Raw genomic sequence first — 12,702 nt, 5'->3', positions numbered from 1 at the left:
CGTGGGCAGCTAGCGCAGCTGGAACGTGCGCGTGACCTCGTTGCGGCGCTTCGCCTCCACCCAGAACGACAAGAAGGGGACGACGCCAGAAATCGCGGTCACCGCCCACGTCTGCGCAGCCCAACGAGCCTTCAGCCCCAGGTTGAGCGAGGTGACCAGGAACAGGATGTACGCCAACCCGTGCACGCGTGCCACCCACTCCAGCATGGACACGTCCATGTGCAGGAGGTACTGCATAATCATGCGTGCGCACAGGAGGAGCAGCAGGATGCCTGTCGTCCACGCTGCGACAGAGAACGCCGTGAGCGCTTGCTTTACTCGGCGCTGACGCTCCGGGTGAATCTTGGGTGCGGCTGCATTTGGCTGCGGCTGGGTCATGCTTTCATGCCTCTTACTTTCTGTTCGGTTCGCTCGGTGGCTCGCTGTTTGGCTCCATCGAAGTACGACGGCGTGGTGCGAGCATTGAGTTGTATTCTTCCACATCGAGCGTAGGGCGCTCCGGCAAGAAATCCTCATCAATTTCCACAGGCTCGCGGCTGCCATCCGAGCCGTAACGGGCCAGGTCCGCCTCATAGAGCTCATCCATCGAGCCCGAGGCGTTCAGCGCGTCAATCTTTTCGTTTTCCATCCTCAGTCCCGCCTTGTAGGCGTAGACGAAAAACGCGCCAAAGAACGGCCACTGCAATGCGTACCCCAAGTTCTGGAACGTCCCCGTCCCGGACTGGTAGCGGGTCCACTGCCAGTACGCCAGCAGACAGCACGTAACCACCGCGGCGATAAGCAACACTATGTGCCACGCGCGAACCCGAACGTGCCGACGCTTCGGCGCGCCCTCTTCACCTGGGAAACTGTTCTGCTCGCTCACAGTGCCACAGTCTAGCAACACCACCTATCGACGCCCCCTTCGACAAGTTTTGTGCCCCGATGCCTGTTCTGCGGTTGCGAGTGTCCGCGGGGCGGAATCCTCCTCCGACTTGATCGCAGCAGCCCCAAAGCGCAGGGGTCCTTCCTGCTGGTTTGTGCCCTCTTGTGCAGTGTGTAGGATGAAAGGCGCTTTATGCGCCCGTGGCGGAATTGGCAGACGCGCTGGATTTAGGTTCCAGTGTCTTTGACGTGTGAGTTCAAGTCTCACCGGGCGCACCACATATTACCGCAGGTAAAACTACATAACCACCCGCAAAACAGGGCTCCGTGACTGCATTTTGGCTGCATCCGCAAAAACATCACCCATGCGTGAAGCCACCTCATCAAGGTCACCGTCGAACAACTCCGCATACGTGTCGAGCGTGAGCGCCGCCGACTTGTGCCCTAACTGACGTTGCACCGTCTTCACCGACGCCCCAGACTGCACCATCAACGACGCAGCCACATGCCGCAACCCATGGAACGTAATCCGCTCCGGCAGCTCACCGCGCGACACAAGACGACCCACCGCCTGAGCGAAAAAATCATGCTTGTCAAGCGAGCCCCACAGGCCCCCGTTCGTCCTCTTGAAGATGAACTCGTCTGCCGCCAAACCGTCGGCAAGCGAGGCCAGCTCGTCCATCACAAAACGCGGCACTGCGATCACCCGCGCCTCATGCCCTTTAAGTGGCCCGACCCTGATCTGACCGCCGGCGTCCTTCACCGCTCGCTGCAGACGAATACGCGACTGCTCCACCATGAGGTCTCGCGGCTGCACACCGACTGTCTCTCCCCAGCGGGTGCCGCACGTCGCCGCCAGCGCGACTGCCGTCTTCATCTGCGAGCACTCGTCCACGAGCGCCCACACTTGCTCCGGCGTGAGGTACACCTTCCTCGGCTCCGGCTTACGCGGCAGCTTCACTCCACGGGCGGGGTTGGCTATGAGCGCGCCATCTTCCACCGCCAGGTCGAGAATGCCAGCTAAGATGCCGAACGCGCGCCGAATCGTCGACGGTGTGTCCTTGTGCTCACCTAGCCATGCTTGTACCTCCGATTTGCGGATGGAGTTGACTTGGCGGGCACCCCAGACTGGTTTGACGTGTTTTTTCCAGGATGGTTCCATCACGGCGAGGCTGCCTGGTTCGAGGTGTTGTTTTGTTGCCCACCAGGCGGGCCAGAGGTCTGTGATGGTGCGTTTGCCGCGTGCGGGGTCTGTCCATTGTCCGTCTGCGACGGCGACGGCGTTTTTGTCGGCCCATGTTTGGGCGTCGGTTTTGCGGGTGAAGCCGCGTTTGGAGCGGACTTTCCCGGCCGGGTCGCGGTATTGGACCCGCCAGCGTTTGCCGGATTTTGTGGTGTATGGCGAGATACTTGCCATAATGGGTGTGTCCTTCCTTTGTTGGGTTGGATAGGTGGCCCCCTGGCGCTTCGGTTTGGTCGCTGTGAGCGCCGGGGCGGCCTTTGCTTTATTGTGGTTTGCTAAAATGGGGGCTTTAATCCTCGTCTTGTTATGAAATGGTGGGCAATAAATCCGAGCCACATTACAACGGCGATTTGTCCGATTACAGGGATATTTGCTAGTAACCCGACGATTATGAATATGGCGATCATCAACGTCCACCAGAGGGCATTAGAGTTGCGTCCATCTGTGTAGAGCGGCGCAGAGGACTCGCCGAAGTACTCGAGTATGTTTGAGCATTGGTTCACTGTTGCGTAATCGATTCGGGGCGCCCTGTTGTTCGGGAAATTGCTTCCGATTTTCCCTCTCACATACCCGCGCTGGAAAGGCGTAGCACGCTCAGAATCATCCGGTTGTAACAGCATTTCCCAGGGGGCAGCGCCCTCGGTTGGCATAACGGCTACATTCTCTGTTGGTGCGAATGGCGTTATCTGGGAGGAACCGACAACCGGCTCATGCTCAGGTGTATTAGGAGTCTTCTCGTCTTGGCCTCGATAGGCGTTAGGGACAGCATAGTCATTTGGGTCCGGTTCGAACTCAACAAGACGGGGAAGCGGAGCCGGGTCAGGGTGCAAGGCCTCATCATCCATTTCGTTGGAACGAAGTAGGTGGAGGGTTACTTCGGCCGCTACTGCCGACCCTTGAATGGTTGCGTAACAAACGGCATCGAGCCCCTGGGCGTTTAGATGCTCGATAGCGGGCAGCATCTTTTCCCCAGATGCCTTTGTTAGTTCGCCGATGCGCTGTCCATCGAGCCGGACTTCTATGCCAACACGGATATTCTTGACTCCTAAATTTTCTTTGTGGAGCGTTACAAACAATGGGCCTTTGCCGGATTCGGGAATGTAATCCTGGAGAACATCAAGGTGATCGGATTCTTTGGTTACTTGAAATGGTTTCCCGTAGGGGATCAACGCCCAGCCATCTGCGGGTGGATTATTCAAAGGTACATTGAGGCCCGGTTCGAGAAGCGCGACGCTTAACTCCATTTTAGGATCTGGACTGAAAAGGTCACGAGCCACCCATAATCGAGCTGCGGTTTCGGCGACTGCTCCACTTGCGCAGACTCGAGCAAATTCTGGGAAGTAGTCTTTCGCGATTTCGGAAGGCAGGTAGCCGAGAACGTCGTTTCCGTTCCTGACGGAGATTGCTTTGCCAGATCTGGAATGTGGATTGTCTGGTTCACACACCAGGGTTACTTTGAAACGGTATTCATGGGAGCCATCGCTGTTTGAGCTGTATGCGGCCTTTCGGAGCTCATCTTGGTGGTAATACTCGCCTTTAATTGGCACGTTACACCAGTCTGAATTTATTGTAGGCAGCTGGTAACAGGTGCTCATGCTGCTGTCCTTTCGTAGAGAGTGATCCAAGTTTTAAGGATTTTGACCGTGACTCCGAGCTCGTGGGCGAGGAGTTGGGGCTGTGGTCCGTAGAGTGCTTCGGCTGCGGCGTAGTCGATGGGGGAGACCAGGAGGCGCGCAGCGAACCGGTCCGCCCGCTGCTCGTGCGCCCCGTGGTGGCCTGGCGGGTCACCGTAGTAGGCGTGGCCTAGCTCGTGCGCCAAGGCGCAGAGGGTGGTCACATCGTCCATACCGACGCGCACGGTCACGATGTTCTGCGTAGGTATCCACGCAGCCTTCGGCCCGCCACGATGCCACCGCACCTGGTAACCGCGGGCCTCGGCTACGTCGATAAGCGCGTCGAGGTTAGTCGACAGGGTCTTCACCTCGTTTCAGTCGTTCTTCATTTTCGTCGGGGGAGCTGTCTGCGGCATGGGGGATGTCCCAGTCGAAGTCGCGGACAGTGCCGTCATCATGATTAGCAGCCGGGTCGGACACGGGGGCGGGCGTGTCCGAACGGCGCGCAGCGAGTTCGTCGATCTCATTAGCACGGGTGGCGGGGTTGAGGCGGCGCGCTAGTTCGAGGGCGAGTTCGCCTTCGTCGGCTGTTTCAACAAGCTGACCATCGGAATCAAGGAACGCCATAGCCTCCGCCGCTTCTAGGTGCCCCATATCAACAAGCGCTTCAACCGGGTTCACGTTGCTTGCCCTGGAAACGGCGATTACTTCATCCGCTGATAGTCCGCCGGGGGAAGTTAGCCGTCGCGTTACTGAGGGGCGTGAAAGTCCGAGAATCTCTCCAATTTCTTCGGCTGTAATCCTGCGTCCCGTCGCGGACCTAAACCAGTCTCTGTAGTCGATCATGCCATAAGTATATGGGTCAATAATGAGCCACGCAAGCCCTGCAGCCTTTACGTTTGCATCATGCGTGAATCTGTAACATTTCAAAAACTTGACAGTTACGAGCTAATGAATCATGATTGAATCTAGCGAACGAAAGGAGCTGACAAAATGACTCAATTTCTTATCAGTCTTGATGAGGTTGAGCGAGTGAAGCGAGCTAACCGAATCGGGTCAACCGTTGAACTTGCGCAGCGCACTGGACTATCGCGATCCACCTGGGGCCGGGCGCTTAAGAGCAGGAAGCCACAGCCGGACGTGCTAAACGCTCTCGCTGCCTTGGGAGCACGTGCTGGATATGTCTTGGTGGAGGACGTTGCGCAGGTTTCGACTACCGCCGCATAAGAAAAGCCCCGCTGGGGGCGGAGATTGAGCAAGAAGGAGTTTACAGAATGATCGACAAGAACAAGGAAACCCCCGGCGCTGGCATGCCGAGGGAATCGCGATGGGAGCCGACTCCGAAGCAATGGGCTGCAATTGCATGGCGCAGTGAAAAGAAGCGTCAATGCGAGGCCGTGACATCAGAGTTGCTTTATTTCCTAGCTACGCGGGTTGCGTTTGTCGTTGAAATCTTCCGCAATCGCAAGAGCTAGATACCACAATCCGTCTGCCATTTGGCGCTCGTGTTCGGTGCTGGCTGCCGTCTTAGCGGATCCTGCACAAGCAGCGGCTGCTTTAGCGGCTTGAATTTTATCCACAATCTTCACCTCACTTTCTGGGGAAGTATCCCCAAAACAAGTGAAGCACGTATAAGAAAAGCCCCGCGCTGAAACGCGGGGCACTCCAAGAAATTTACAACAAGGAGATTACCACAATGAATATTCAACCGTTTGACTTTCAAGGCCATGAGGTCCGAGTGCTCGTGGAGGACGGTGCGCCTCGATGGGTCGCTAGTGACGTCGCCAAGGTGCTCGGCTATCGCATGGCCTCGGACATGACTCGCCGCCTAGATGAAGATGAAAAGGGTACGCGTTCAGTGCGTACCCCTGGCGGTGAGCAGGAAGTCTCCACCATCACCGAGTCGGGCTTGTACTCCGCAATCCTAGGTTCGAAGATCCCCGCTGCTCGTGAGTTCAAGCGCTGGGTTACCCACGAGGTCCTTCCGTCGATTCGTAAGCGTGGCGGGTATCTCACGCCAGAAGCCACCGAAGCAGCCCTGACCGACCCAGACTTCATCATCCGGCTAACCACCAGCCTCAAGGATGAGCGGGCGCGCCGGGCTGAGCTAGAAGCGCAAGCGGAGGCAGATCGTCCGAAGGTGTTGTTTGCTGACGCAGTGTCTACGTCAAAGTCCCACATCCTGGTCGGGGACCTGGCAAAAATCCTCAGGGGTAATGGCATTCAGGTTGGTGGCACACGCTTGTTTAAGTGGCTTCGTGAAAACGGGTTCCTCATTAATCGGAAAGGAACTGACTGGAACATGCCAACTCAACGCTCGATGGAACTTGGGCTTTTCAAGGTTAAAGAAACCACCGTCGTTCATTCCGATGGTCACACCTCGTTGTCCAAAACTTCGAAGGTGACGGGAAAGGGTCAGGAGTACTTCATTGCCCGGTTTATGGATGGCCGATTTCAGATTGAGGAGGCGGCGTAAATGGCCCCTTTTGTGTGGTGTGGAATTTTAACGTCTATTGCTGTTGGAGTCATTGTGGCCACCCGGGCCTATCGTTCGGACGCTGGATATCGCGGCGGCGCGGCTTCCACCGGCCAATCGGAAACCTCGTCGGATTTTTCTCAAGAGAATTCAACTGAGATTTTCCTAGACGCTTACGGATCCACAACCGGGGCGGTGTCCACCAGTAATACTTCCACTCCTCAATCTGTTTTTGTCGCCTCTGCTGATACTGGATACGGATCGCGTGTGATTGGAGACCATGGCCTGAAGGGCGTGGAGAAAACCAAGCCACGAGAATCTCATCCGGATATTGAGGAAGACTCTTTGTCTCTAGCGAATCTCCAGGCGCAAATACTGGGCATTCATGTAGAAGTTGATGTTTCTCGTCGTTCTTCGCCCAAACGGAAAACCTGTGAAGTGGGGAAATCCCGTTGTGCTTAACCGATAGGTCTAGTTGTTCTGCTTGCCTCAGATTGGTGTTTATTGAATATGAAGTTTCTTTCACTTTCTCGAGCTTTATCTGCTTTCGTGCAAGCCACACCGTTATTGGAGCAAATCCCAAACTGAGCGAAGCAACAAAGAGATTCCAATCCATTCCTGAATTTTAGCCCGATGGTGTAGCGCGGGTTCGATTCCTGCGCCGGGCACTAGGTGCACCCCTGCACCACATTATTTCGTCACGTGACCAGACACCCTAATAGGTGTCGGCACCAACGGAAACGATATTTGAAAACTCAACAGAGAGCACCACCCCCGCCGTAGAACGGTAGGCGGGGACGTGTCCCAGCGGAACTACTTGCGTAGGCGAGCGTGTGTCTTAGATCGCCATGACCCTACGCGCCGACAGGCAGAAACCACCCAACCACCGTAGCGGGTCAAGGGTGAGGCAACACCGCGTAACCGGGCACGAAAAACACACGCTGTGAAACAGCCACTCTGCAGGTGCAAGTCCTGCACACAGCACCAGGAGCACATCATCACGAACGCTAACACTTACCCCAACGAGGGGGCGTCGGAACCCTGTTCGGCGCGCAGAACAGGAGGAAACAGCGTCAACGGAGGTGCGCTCCCATCAACCCCAACAACAATGAAAGTGAGGTGACCCCTATGGGCCTCAGCCCAACGGACGCAACACGCATGGAACTGCTTGTTGTCCACGACACCCTGCGCCGCATCAAAACCAGAATCCTTGAAGGTGTCCCTGCGGGGCTGGTCATCGACCAAGCCATCGAAGAAGCCTTGACATTAGCTACCGAGTTCAGCGACTGCGGACAACAACCCGCCAGCGGGTAATTCAGGCAGTTGACCTACCACGTAGGGGAACACGAACTCGTCGATAAGCGTGCGCCACCTGGCAGCGTGCTTACTGCGCAGCGTTACCTTCGCCAGGTTGCCTAGTAGGCGTTCAAGAGCTTGTTCTAACTGCAGGTCACCACAGACTGTGTACTGGTCAAGAATCGTGCGCAGGTTGTGCACAAGCGCCATCGTGCCAGCTGTCACCGCAGCACTTAGAGAGTCGTCGTCGTGAAGCGCTTTTTCAACCTTGTCGAGGTACTTCTTCAATTCGTCGAACCTGGCTTCGTCCATCTTTGGTACGTAGCTGTCCATGGTGTCGATGAGGTTCTCGAGTGATTCCATCGCCCCATCTTCAATGGTGCCGTAATTGTGCTGCCAATCGCGCGGGTAGTTGAACACGATTTTCACCCACTGCGGGAATCGCTTCTTGTAGGTGAAGACGCGTTTGCCGTCGCTGTGCATGATGTCGAGCAGCCGCTCGATGTCATTGAGGTGTGCCACCGCAAGACGGTGACGGGGTAACGCATCTGAATCATTCCGAGCCTTGACTGGAGCGCTATTGCTGTTCCAGCTCTTGAATATGTCGAACAGTAACTCTGCAGGGTTAGCCATGCAGCAATCTTAGCCCGACTGGCAGGCAGGGAAGTTCGAGCCTTCCCACGGGCACTGGGGTAGCAGGTGTCGACAGTTCCCCCTGCGTAAGCCGTACCCATGACCCCGCTCTTCCGGGCGAGGTACGCGCTGCCCCCCAATAACCAAAAGCAAAGGAGATACACCAATGGACCCAATCACCACCCAGATCGCGCGAAATACCATGCTTGACGTGACCTGGCCGATCCTGCCCCCACACATCCTGGAGCAACTCGCCTATGTCTAAACCAGAACAGCTCAACCCCCACCGGAAGAAAGCAATCAGCACAGGCATCCACACGAACCTCGAGGTGATCAAAATCATCGCCCTGCAAGGCGTCGGAAACGATCAACACGCTGAGATTCTCACGAATTGTGCATCGCTCATCGAGGAATTTGTATCAATCCTCCTCGGAGAGGACGGCCAGCCCGAGGCTGCTGCAACAACCTCGGACTGACCGCAAAAAACGCCGCTAACCGCGAAGCTTCCGCTTCGACTCAGCTACGAGTTGATCAATGTTTTCGAGACCGCGCTTGTTGATCTCGAGGAGTCGAAGATCAACGTCTTCCTTCGGCTCGTGCTCCTCTTGGAGCTTGATCGCCTCCTGCATCAAATACTGCAAGTCAAGCAACCGCTGGTGATTCTCCTCATCAGTGAGCTTCATCTACGTTCACCTCCTTCCCGGGGCCAGCAGCCCCCACAGAATGAGTGAACCACGACAAAGGCCCCCGCTGTGCTGCAACCATACGCGGGGGCCATCAATTGGTCTCTATCGAAAGGAAACCACCCATGATTCTACGCAACCTCTTCTGCCGCCGAAAAGGCAGGCACCGCAAACCACGCCACACGTTCTGGATGAGGTGGAGCCGATGAACCACCGCATCACCAACCGCGAACTGCTCGACCTCGTCGAAGCCGCCACAGGCAAAAGAAAGCTCGTGCTCAAAGCGCCTGAGTTCGCCCGCCTCGTCGGACGCGACTACGACGAAATCCTACCGCGTGTAGGCCAGGACATTCCAGCGCAGCGTGACGGCGACCGTGGCAACTGGCGCATCCCGATCCAGTCACTCAGGCCATTCCTCGACGGCCAAACAGTCGCATAGCCCCCACAAAGGAGAACCCCAATGGACCTAATTACCGCACAACTCGCGATTCATTCCGTACTCGACGTTATCTGGCCGTTTTTACCGCCAGTGGTCCTACAGCAGTTGGCATACGTCTAAGGAGCAGCACATGACTATTGAGCAAAAGCTGAAAGGCAAAAACAGGCTGGCTGTAGCGCTCGGCGCGCTCGGCCTCATCGCCGGAATCGTACTAGGCCACACCGGCGACCCCATGACATACAACGCAGGATTCCAGGCAGGCCAGCAGGCGGCTTGGGCACACCAAGGAGGAACACAATGACTGATTATTCGATTAGGGGTGCCCGCGAGTGGGCACAAGGCGCGAAATCGAGCGCGTCCCCGGTTGAGAGAGAAGCCGCGAAAGCCCTACTCGACCTACTTCCGGAACCGACGATGGCTGAGCTTGAGTGGGATGACGACGCGCACCATTTGGCGGGGGCGACTACCCCGGACGGGCACGAGGTCGTGATGATGTGGCACGACGTGGGCGAGGAGATTATCTGCAATGACTGGTCTTGGGTGCCGGACTCTCTCACCCCGAACGGGAAGAAATACCGACTGGTCGAGGACCCGGACCACCCGACAATACTCAAGACTGAACAAGACTTTAAAGACGCGCCCCTGGGGACGATTGTTGCGCGTGCGGGTTCTTCACCTTGGGTGCGCAATAACGAAGCCGTTTGGCTTTGCGCGGTGGACACCGATAGGTCATCCAACGATATGGCGTACTACGGCCCATGGACGGTGCTGCGCTGGGGGCGGATACTGTGACCCCGCAGGAAGCACAGCAGCTGATTGCAGGATTAGACCGCACGAATGACAGTGACGTGTGGGGTGGCCTGCATGAACGGGCGGACATGACGGACTTTTACGACGCCGTGGAAACCGTCGCCGGGCTGCGTACGGAGTGGGCAATCCGCCGCGAAGTCTATGCAGGTGGGAAGCATCTGAGGCCCCTCCACGATTATTGGCTGGAGGACAGTGAGGACTGGTGGTACTTCCCAGAGGAATCTGCCTGGTTTGACTCACATCTAGATGCAGAAGAAGCCGCTGAACGCCACGGGCTGGAGGGCTACCAGCTAGTCACCCGGCTTGTCGGTCCTGTGGAGGTGGTCTAATGCGTTGGCTTACCTCCGTTGAGGATTACGACTCCACCCCGTGTGGCACCGCCGCCGAATTTGGGTTCCGGTGGCTGGCAGTCAAGAACTGGGAAGGCATCTGGAAAACGAACATGCCTGAACACGAGGACCGTGACTTAACCAGTAAAGAGATGTTCGCAATCGCTGGGTCCGCCAGGGTCAAGTTCGTCGTGAAGAAAGAGGAACTTGATGGAGACGCGTAGTTGGATCATCCCGTTGAGTTTCACCAAGCCTCCGCTGACCGCGAATCAGCGGTTCGGGCATTGGGCGCAGCGAGCGAAACTCGTCAAACAAGTCCGTCACGAAGCCTGCATGCGTGCCAGGTCGCACAAGCTTCCAGCCATGGGCAAGTGTGCTGTGTCGCTGCACTACCGCCCGCGTGATAGCAGGCGTCGCGACGCGGACAACTTGGTCCCAACGTTGAAGGCGCTCTGTGACGGGCTTGTTGATGCCGGGCTGGTGGTCGATGACACCCCGGAGTTTATGACGAAAGTAATGCCGGTGATTCACCCGGCGAAGAAAGGTACTCCGGCCTCGATGTGGTTGGAGATTGAACAGGAAGGAAACACAAAGTGAGTTTTGAGATCATCACCCCGGCCTCGCACGAAGCGTGGCTTGAGGAGCGGAAACGGTTCGTGACAGCCACGGAGGTGGCTAGCGCCTACACCACGCGCACGGTGGCGAACTGGGAACGAATCAGGGATACAAAGACAGGTGTCGAACACTTTCAGGGCAACGTGTACACCCGGTGGGGGCATGAGCGCGAACCAGTGCTCGCGCAGTACGCAGAACTCTTCGTGAATGCTGCCCTGGTGCTCAACACGGACCCACAGCAGATGGTGGTCCGCGATGGTGTGTCAGCCTCGCCGGATGCGTTCACTCTCGACTACGAGGAGGGCGCCGAGTTCAAGACCACCACCGTACCCATCATGGACAACCCGGCCTACCAAAAGTACCTGTGCCAGGTGCAGGTGGCGCTGTGGATCACCGGGGCGAAACGCTGGCATCTTATCGCCGAGCAGCATAACGACTTCGTACCGGGCGACATCACCCATGAAGTCATCGACCCGGACACGAGGCTGCAGGCCGAATTGGTGGCCGTTGCGGAGGAGCTGTCACGGTTCGTGTTCGACGGGGTGCGCCCTGACTGGATGGGTGGGGCTGACTCACTCGATGACGCGCTTGCGCTTGAACAGCTCGTCACACAGCTTGCAGCAGTCCAAGAGCAAACCGCGGTCCTTCGCCAGGAAGAAACAGCGTTGAAGCAGCAGATCGGTGACCTTGTTGGCGGCTCGGCCAGTGATGAGGTGGCTGGTTGGAAGCTGACGGTGTCCACAACAGCCCCGTCGTTGGGGTTTGACAGTAAGGCGTTTAAGCAGGACCACGCGGAGTTGTGGGAGCAGTACCGCACTCGCAAGGTGGCGGGGTCTCGCAGGGTAGGTATCAAGCGGATTAAGGAGAGCGCGTAATGGCAACGACGAAGACGAAGACGGTGAAGCAGGAAGCGAAGGCGAAGCCTGAACAGGAAGCGCAGCCAACCCCAGCAGAAGCCCAGCCCGAAGAACCCACGCCGGAGACCAACGAGACCCCAGTACGGAAAGACCCGGAGCAGGTGCCCGTACATATCGCCTTGGCGCGTGTCATGGCAGATGTGAAAGCTGTCCGCAAAGACGGTTACAACCAGCACCAGCGCTACAACTTCCGAGGCATCGACGGGGTAATGAACGCCGTCGGACCAGCACTACGCACCCACGGCGTACTGCCACAGTTCACAGTGGAACTGCTGAAGCATGAGCATGTGCCAGCGGGCAATAAGACGCAGACACAGGTGCTGTTGCGCTACGAGCTGAACTTCCTTGGCCCTATGTGCGACAGTTTGCCTCGCCCGGTTGTGGTGTTTGGTGAAGCCAACGACTACCAGGACAAAGCGCTCGCAAAAGCACACTCCGTGGCCTACCGCACCGCACTCCTGCAAGCACTGTGCCTACCCACGGATGAACCGGACCCGGACGAGTATTCGGACACCAACCACATCCAAGAGCAACCGCAGGGCCCGACAGCCGGCCAACTCAAGGCAGTGCGCCAACTCGAAGAAAACGCAGCCCGTTGCACCGACGTTGCCGAGCTACGCGACATGTGGAAGTCCGCCAACGCACTCGGGCCCGCCGGGGACGAGCTGAAGCTGAAAATCCAACAGAAGGTAAAGGCGATCCAAGATGGAGCATCAACCGCATCCGGTGAATCCGGTGGAAGTGGAACACAACATCCTGACGCTGTCGAACAGGATAGCTAACG

21 protein-coding genes and 1 tRNA gene are annotated in these 12,702 nt (G+C 57.2%); 14 read left to right on the top strand and 8 right to left on the bottom strand.

Annotated features, from left to right (window positions below):
* Positions 1-9 precede the first annotated feature (9 nt).
* Both BJP08_RS08365 and BJP08_RS08360 read right to left on the bottom strand, forming a co-directional pair.
* Positions 10-378 carry a DUF3817 domain-containing protein gene (locus BJP08_RS08365; protein ID WP_071569168.1) on the bottom strand — a complete coding sequence of 123 codons (369 nt, stop codon included), beginning with the start codon at positions 376-378 and terminating at the stop codon, positions 10-12.
* A 13-nt stretch (positions 379-391) separates the two neighbouring features.
* Positions 392-865, bottom strand: coding sequence for a hypothetical protein (locus tag BJP08_RS08360; protein WP_071569185.1), 474 nt, complete (start codon positions 863-865; stop codon positions 392-394).
* Positions 866-1,059: 194 nt separating this feature from the next.
* Between BJP08_RS08360 and BJP08_RS08355 the strand changes: the two genes are divergently transcribed.
* Positions 1,060-1,143, top strand: a tRNA-Leu gene (locus BJP08_RS08355).
* 19 nt (positions 1,144-1,162) lie between these two features.
* On the opposite strand, the gene BJP08_RS08350 is transcribed toward BJP08_RS08355, so the two are convergent.
* The 4 genes from BJP08_RS08350 to BJP08_RS08335 all read right to left on the bottom strand — a co-directional run bounded on the left by BJP08_RS08350 (position 1,163) and on the right by BJP08_RS08335 (position 4,566).
* Positions 1,163-2,281, bottom strand: a complete 1,119-nt coding sequence (locus BJP08_RS08350; protein WP_071569167.1) for a site-specific integrase — start codon at positions 2,279-2,281, stop codon at positions 1,163-1,165.
* Between the two features lie 101 nt (positions 2,282-2,382).
* Positions 2,383-3,702, bottom strand: coding sequence for an HIRAN domain-containing protein (locus BJP08_RS11450; protein ID WP_071569166.1), 1,320 nt, complete (start codon positions 3,700-3,702; stop codon positions 2,383-2,385).
* On the bottom strand, positions 3,699-4,088 hold the full coding sequence (locus BJP08_RS08340) for an ImmA/IrrE family metallo-endopeptidase (protein ID WP_071569165.1): 390 nt from the start codon (positions 4,086-4,088) through the stop codon (positions 3,699-3,701). The genes BJP08_RS11450 and BJP08_RS08340 overlap by 4 nt, the downstream gene beginning before the upstream one ends.
* Entirely contained in the window at positions 4,069-4,566 is a 498-nt protein-coding gene (locus tag BJP08_RS08335; RefSeq protein ID WP_071569164.1) for a hypothetical protein, read from the bottom strand. Before BJP08_RS08335 ends, BJP08_RS08340 begins: the two co-directional genes overlap by 20 nt.
* 147 nt (positions 4,567-4,713) lie before the next feature.
* On the opposite strand from BJP08_RS08335, the gene BJP08_RS08330 reads away from it, so the two are divergent.
* The 4 genes from BJP08_RS08330 (at position 4,714) to BJP08_RS11445 (ending at position 6,658) form a co-directional block, all read left to right on the top strand.
* A complete protein-coding gene (locus BJP08_RS08330) occupies positions 4,714-4,947 on the top strand; it encodes a transcriptional regulator (protein WP_071569163.1) in 234 nt (77 codons plus the stop codon).
* A 47-nt stretch (positions 4,948-4,994) separates the two neighbouring features.
* Positions 4,995-5,195, top strand: coding sequence for a hypothetical protein (locus BJP08_RS08325; protein ID WP_071569162.1), 201 nt, complete (start codon positions 4,995-4,997; stop codon positions 5,193-5,195).
* Between the two features lie 221 nt (positions 5,196-5,416).
* The gene (locus BJP08_RS08320; protein ID WP_071569161.1) at positions 5,417-6,196 is read left to right on the top strand and encodes a phage antirepressor; all 780 of its coding nucleotides are present in this window, start codon (positions 5,417-5,419) and stop codon (positions 6,194-6,196) included.
* The gene (locus tag BJP08_RS11445; RefSeq protein WP_143110073.1) at positions 6,197-6,658 is read left to right on the top strand and encodes a hypothetical protein; all 462 of its coding nucleotides are present in this window, start codon (positions 6,197-6,199) and stop codon (positions 6,656-6,658) included. It abuts the gene before it with no gap.
* A gap of 804 nt (positions 6,659-7,462) precedes the next feature.
* Here the strand turns inward: BJP08_RS11445 and BJP08_RS08310 are convergent.
* Positions 7,463-8,125 carry a hypothetical protein gene (locus BJP08_RS08310; RefSeq protein WP_143110072.1) on the bottom strand — a complete coding sequence of 221 codons (663 nt, stop codon included), beginning with the start codon at positions 8,123-8,125 and terminating at the stop codon, positions 7,463-7,465.
* A 257-nt stretch (positions 8,126-8,382) separates the two neighbouring features.
* On the opposite strand from BJP08_RS08310, the gene BJP08_RS08305 reads away from it, so the two are divergent.
* The gene (locus BJP08_RS08305; RefSeq protein WP_071569158.1) at positions 8,383-8,601 is read left to right on the top strand and encodes a hypothetical protein; all 219 of its coding nucleotides are present in this window, start codon (positions 8,383-8,385) and stop codon (positions 8,599-8,601) included.
* A 15-nt stretch (positions 8,602-8,616) separates the two neighbouring features.
* Here the strand turns inward: BJP08_RS08305 and BJP08_RS08300 are convergent, their stop codons facing one another.
* Positions 8,617-8,808: a hypothetical protein gene (locus BJP08_RS08300; RefSeq protein ID WP_071569157.1), complete on the bottom strand. Its 192-nt coding sequence runs from the start codon at positions 8,806-8,808 to the stop codon at positions 8,617-8,619.
* Positions 8,809-9,013: 205 nt separating this feature from the next.
* Between BJP08_RS08300 and BJP08_RS08295 the strand changes: the two genes are divergently transcribed.
* The 8 genes from BJP08_RS08295 to BJP08_RS08265 all read left to right on the top strand — a co-directional run bounded on the left by BJP08_RS08295 (position 9,014) and on the right by BJP08_RS08265 (position 12,700).
* On the top strand, positions 9,014-9,247 hold the full coding sequence (locus BJP08_RS08295; RefSeq protein WP_071569156.1) for a hypothetical protein: 234 nt from the start codon (positions 9,014-9,016) through the stop codon (positions 9,245-9,247).
* A 130-nt stretch (positions 9,248-9,377) separates the two neighbouring features.
* Positions 9,378-9,548: a hypothetical protein gene (locus tag BJP08_RS11675; protein WP_177221742.1), complete on the top strand. Its 171-nt coding sequence runs from the start codon at positions 9,378-9,380 to the stop codon at positions 9,546-9,548.
* Entirely contained in the window at positions 9,545-10,039 is a 495-nt protein-coding gene (locus BJP08_RS08290; protein WP_071569155.1) for a hypothetical protein, read from the top strand. Before BJP08_RS11675 ends, BJP08_RS08290 begins: the two co-directional genes overlap by 4 nt.
* Positions 10,006-10,386: a hypothetical protein gene (locus tag BJP08_RS08285; RefSeq protein WP_071569154.1), complete on the top strand. Its 381-nt coding sequence runs from the start codon at positions 10,006-10,008 to the stop codon at positions 10,384-10,386. The genes BJP08_RS08290 and BJP08_RS08285 overlap by 34 nt, the downstream gene beginning before the upstream one ends.
* Positions 10,386-10,610 (top strand): hypothetical protein, encoded by a 225-nt coding sequence (locus BJP08_RS08280; protein ID WP_071569153.1) that lies wholly within the window; start codon positions 10,386-10,388, stop codon positions 10,608-10,610. Before BJP08_RS08285 ends, BJP08_RS08280 begins: the two co-directional genes overlap by 1 nt.
* Positions 10,597-10,983, top strand: a complete 387-nt coding sequence (locus BJP08_RS08275) for a crossover junction endodeoxyribonuclease RusA superfamily protein (RefSeq protein WP_071569152.1) — start codon at positions 10,597-10,599, stop codon at positions 10,981-10,983. Before BJP08_RS08280 ends, BJP08_RS08275 begins: the two co-directional genes overlap by 14 nt.
* Positions 10,980-11,876: a YqaJ viral recombinase family protein gene (locus tag BJP08_RS08270; protein ID WP_071569151.1), complete on the top strand. Its 897-nt coding sequence runs from the start codon at positions 10,980-10,982 to the stop codon at positions 11,874-11,876. The genes BJP08_RS08275 and BJP08_RS08270 overlap by 4 nt, the downstream gene beginning before the upstream one ends.
* A complete protein-coding gene (locus tag BJP08_RS08265; RefSeq protein ID WP_071569150.1) occupies positions 11,876-12,700 on the top strand; it encodes an ERF family protein in 825 nt (274 codons plus the stop codon). Before BJP08_RS08270 ends, BJP08_RS08265 begins: the two co-directional genes overlap by 1 nt.
* Positions 12,701-12,702: the final 2 nt, after the last annotated feature.

The organism is Corynebacterium sp. NML140438, assembly GCF_001875725.1.
Lineage (GTDB): Bacteria > Actinomycetota > Actinomycetes > Mycobacteriales > Mycobacteriaceae > Corynebacterium.
This window is presented reverse-complemented; position numbering and strand designations above follow the sequence as displayed.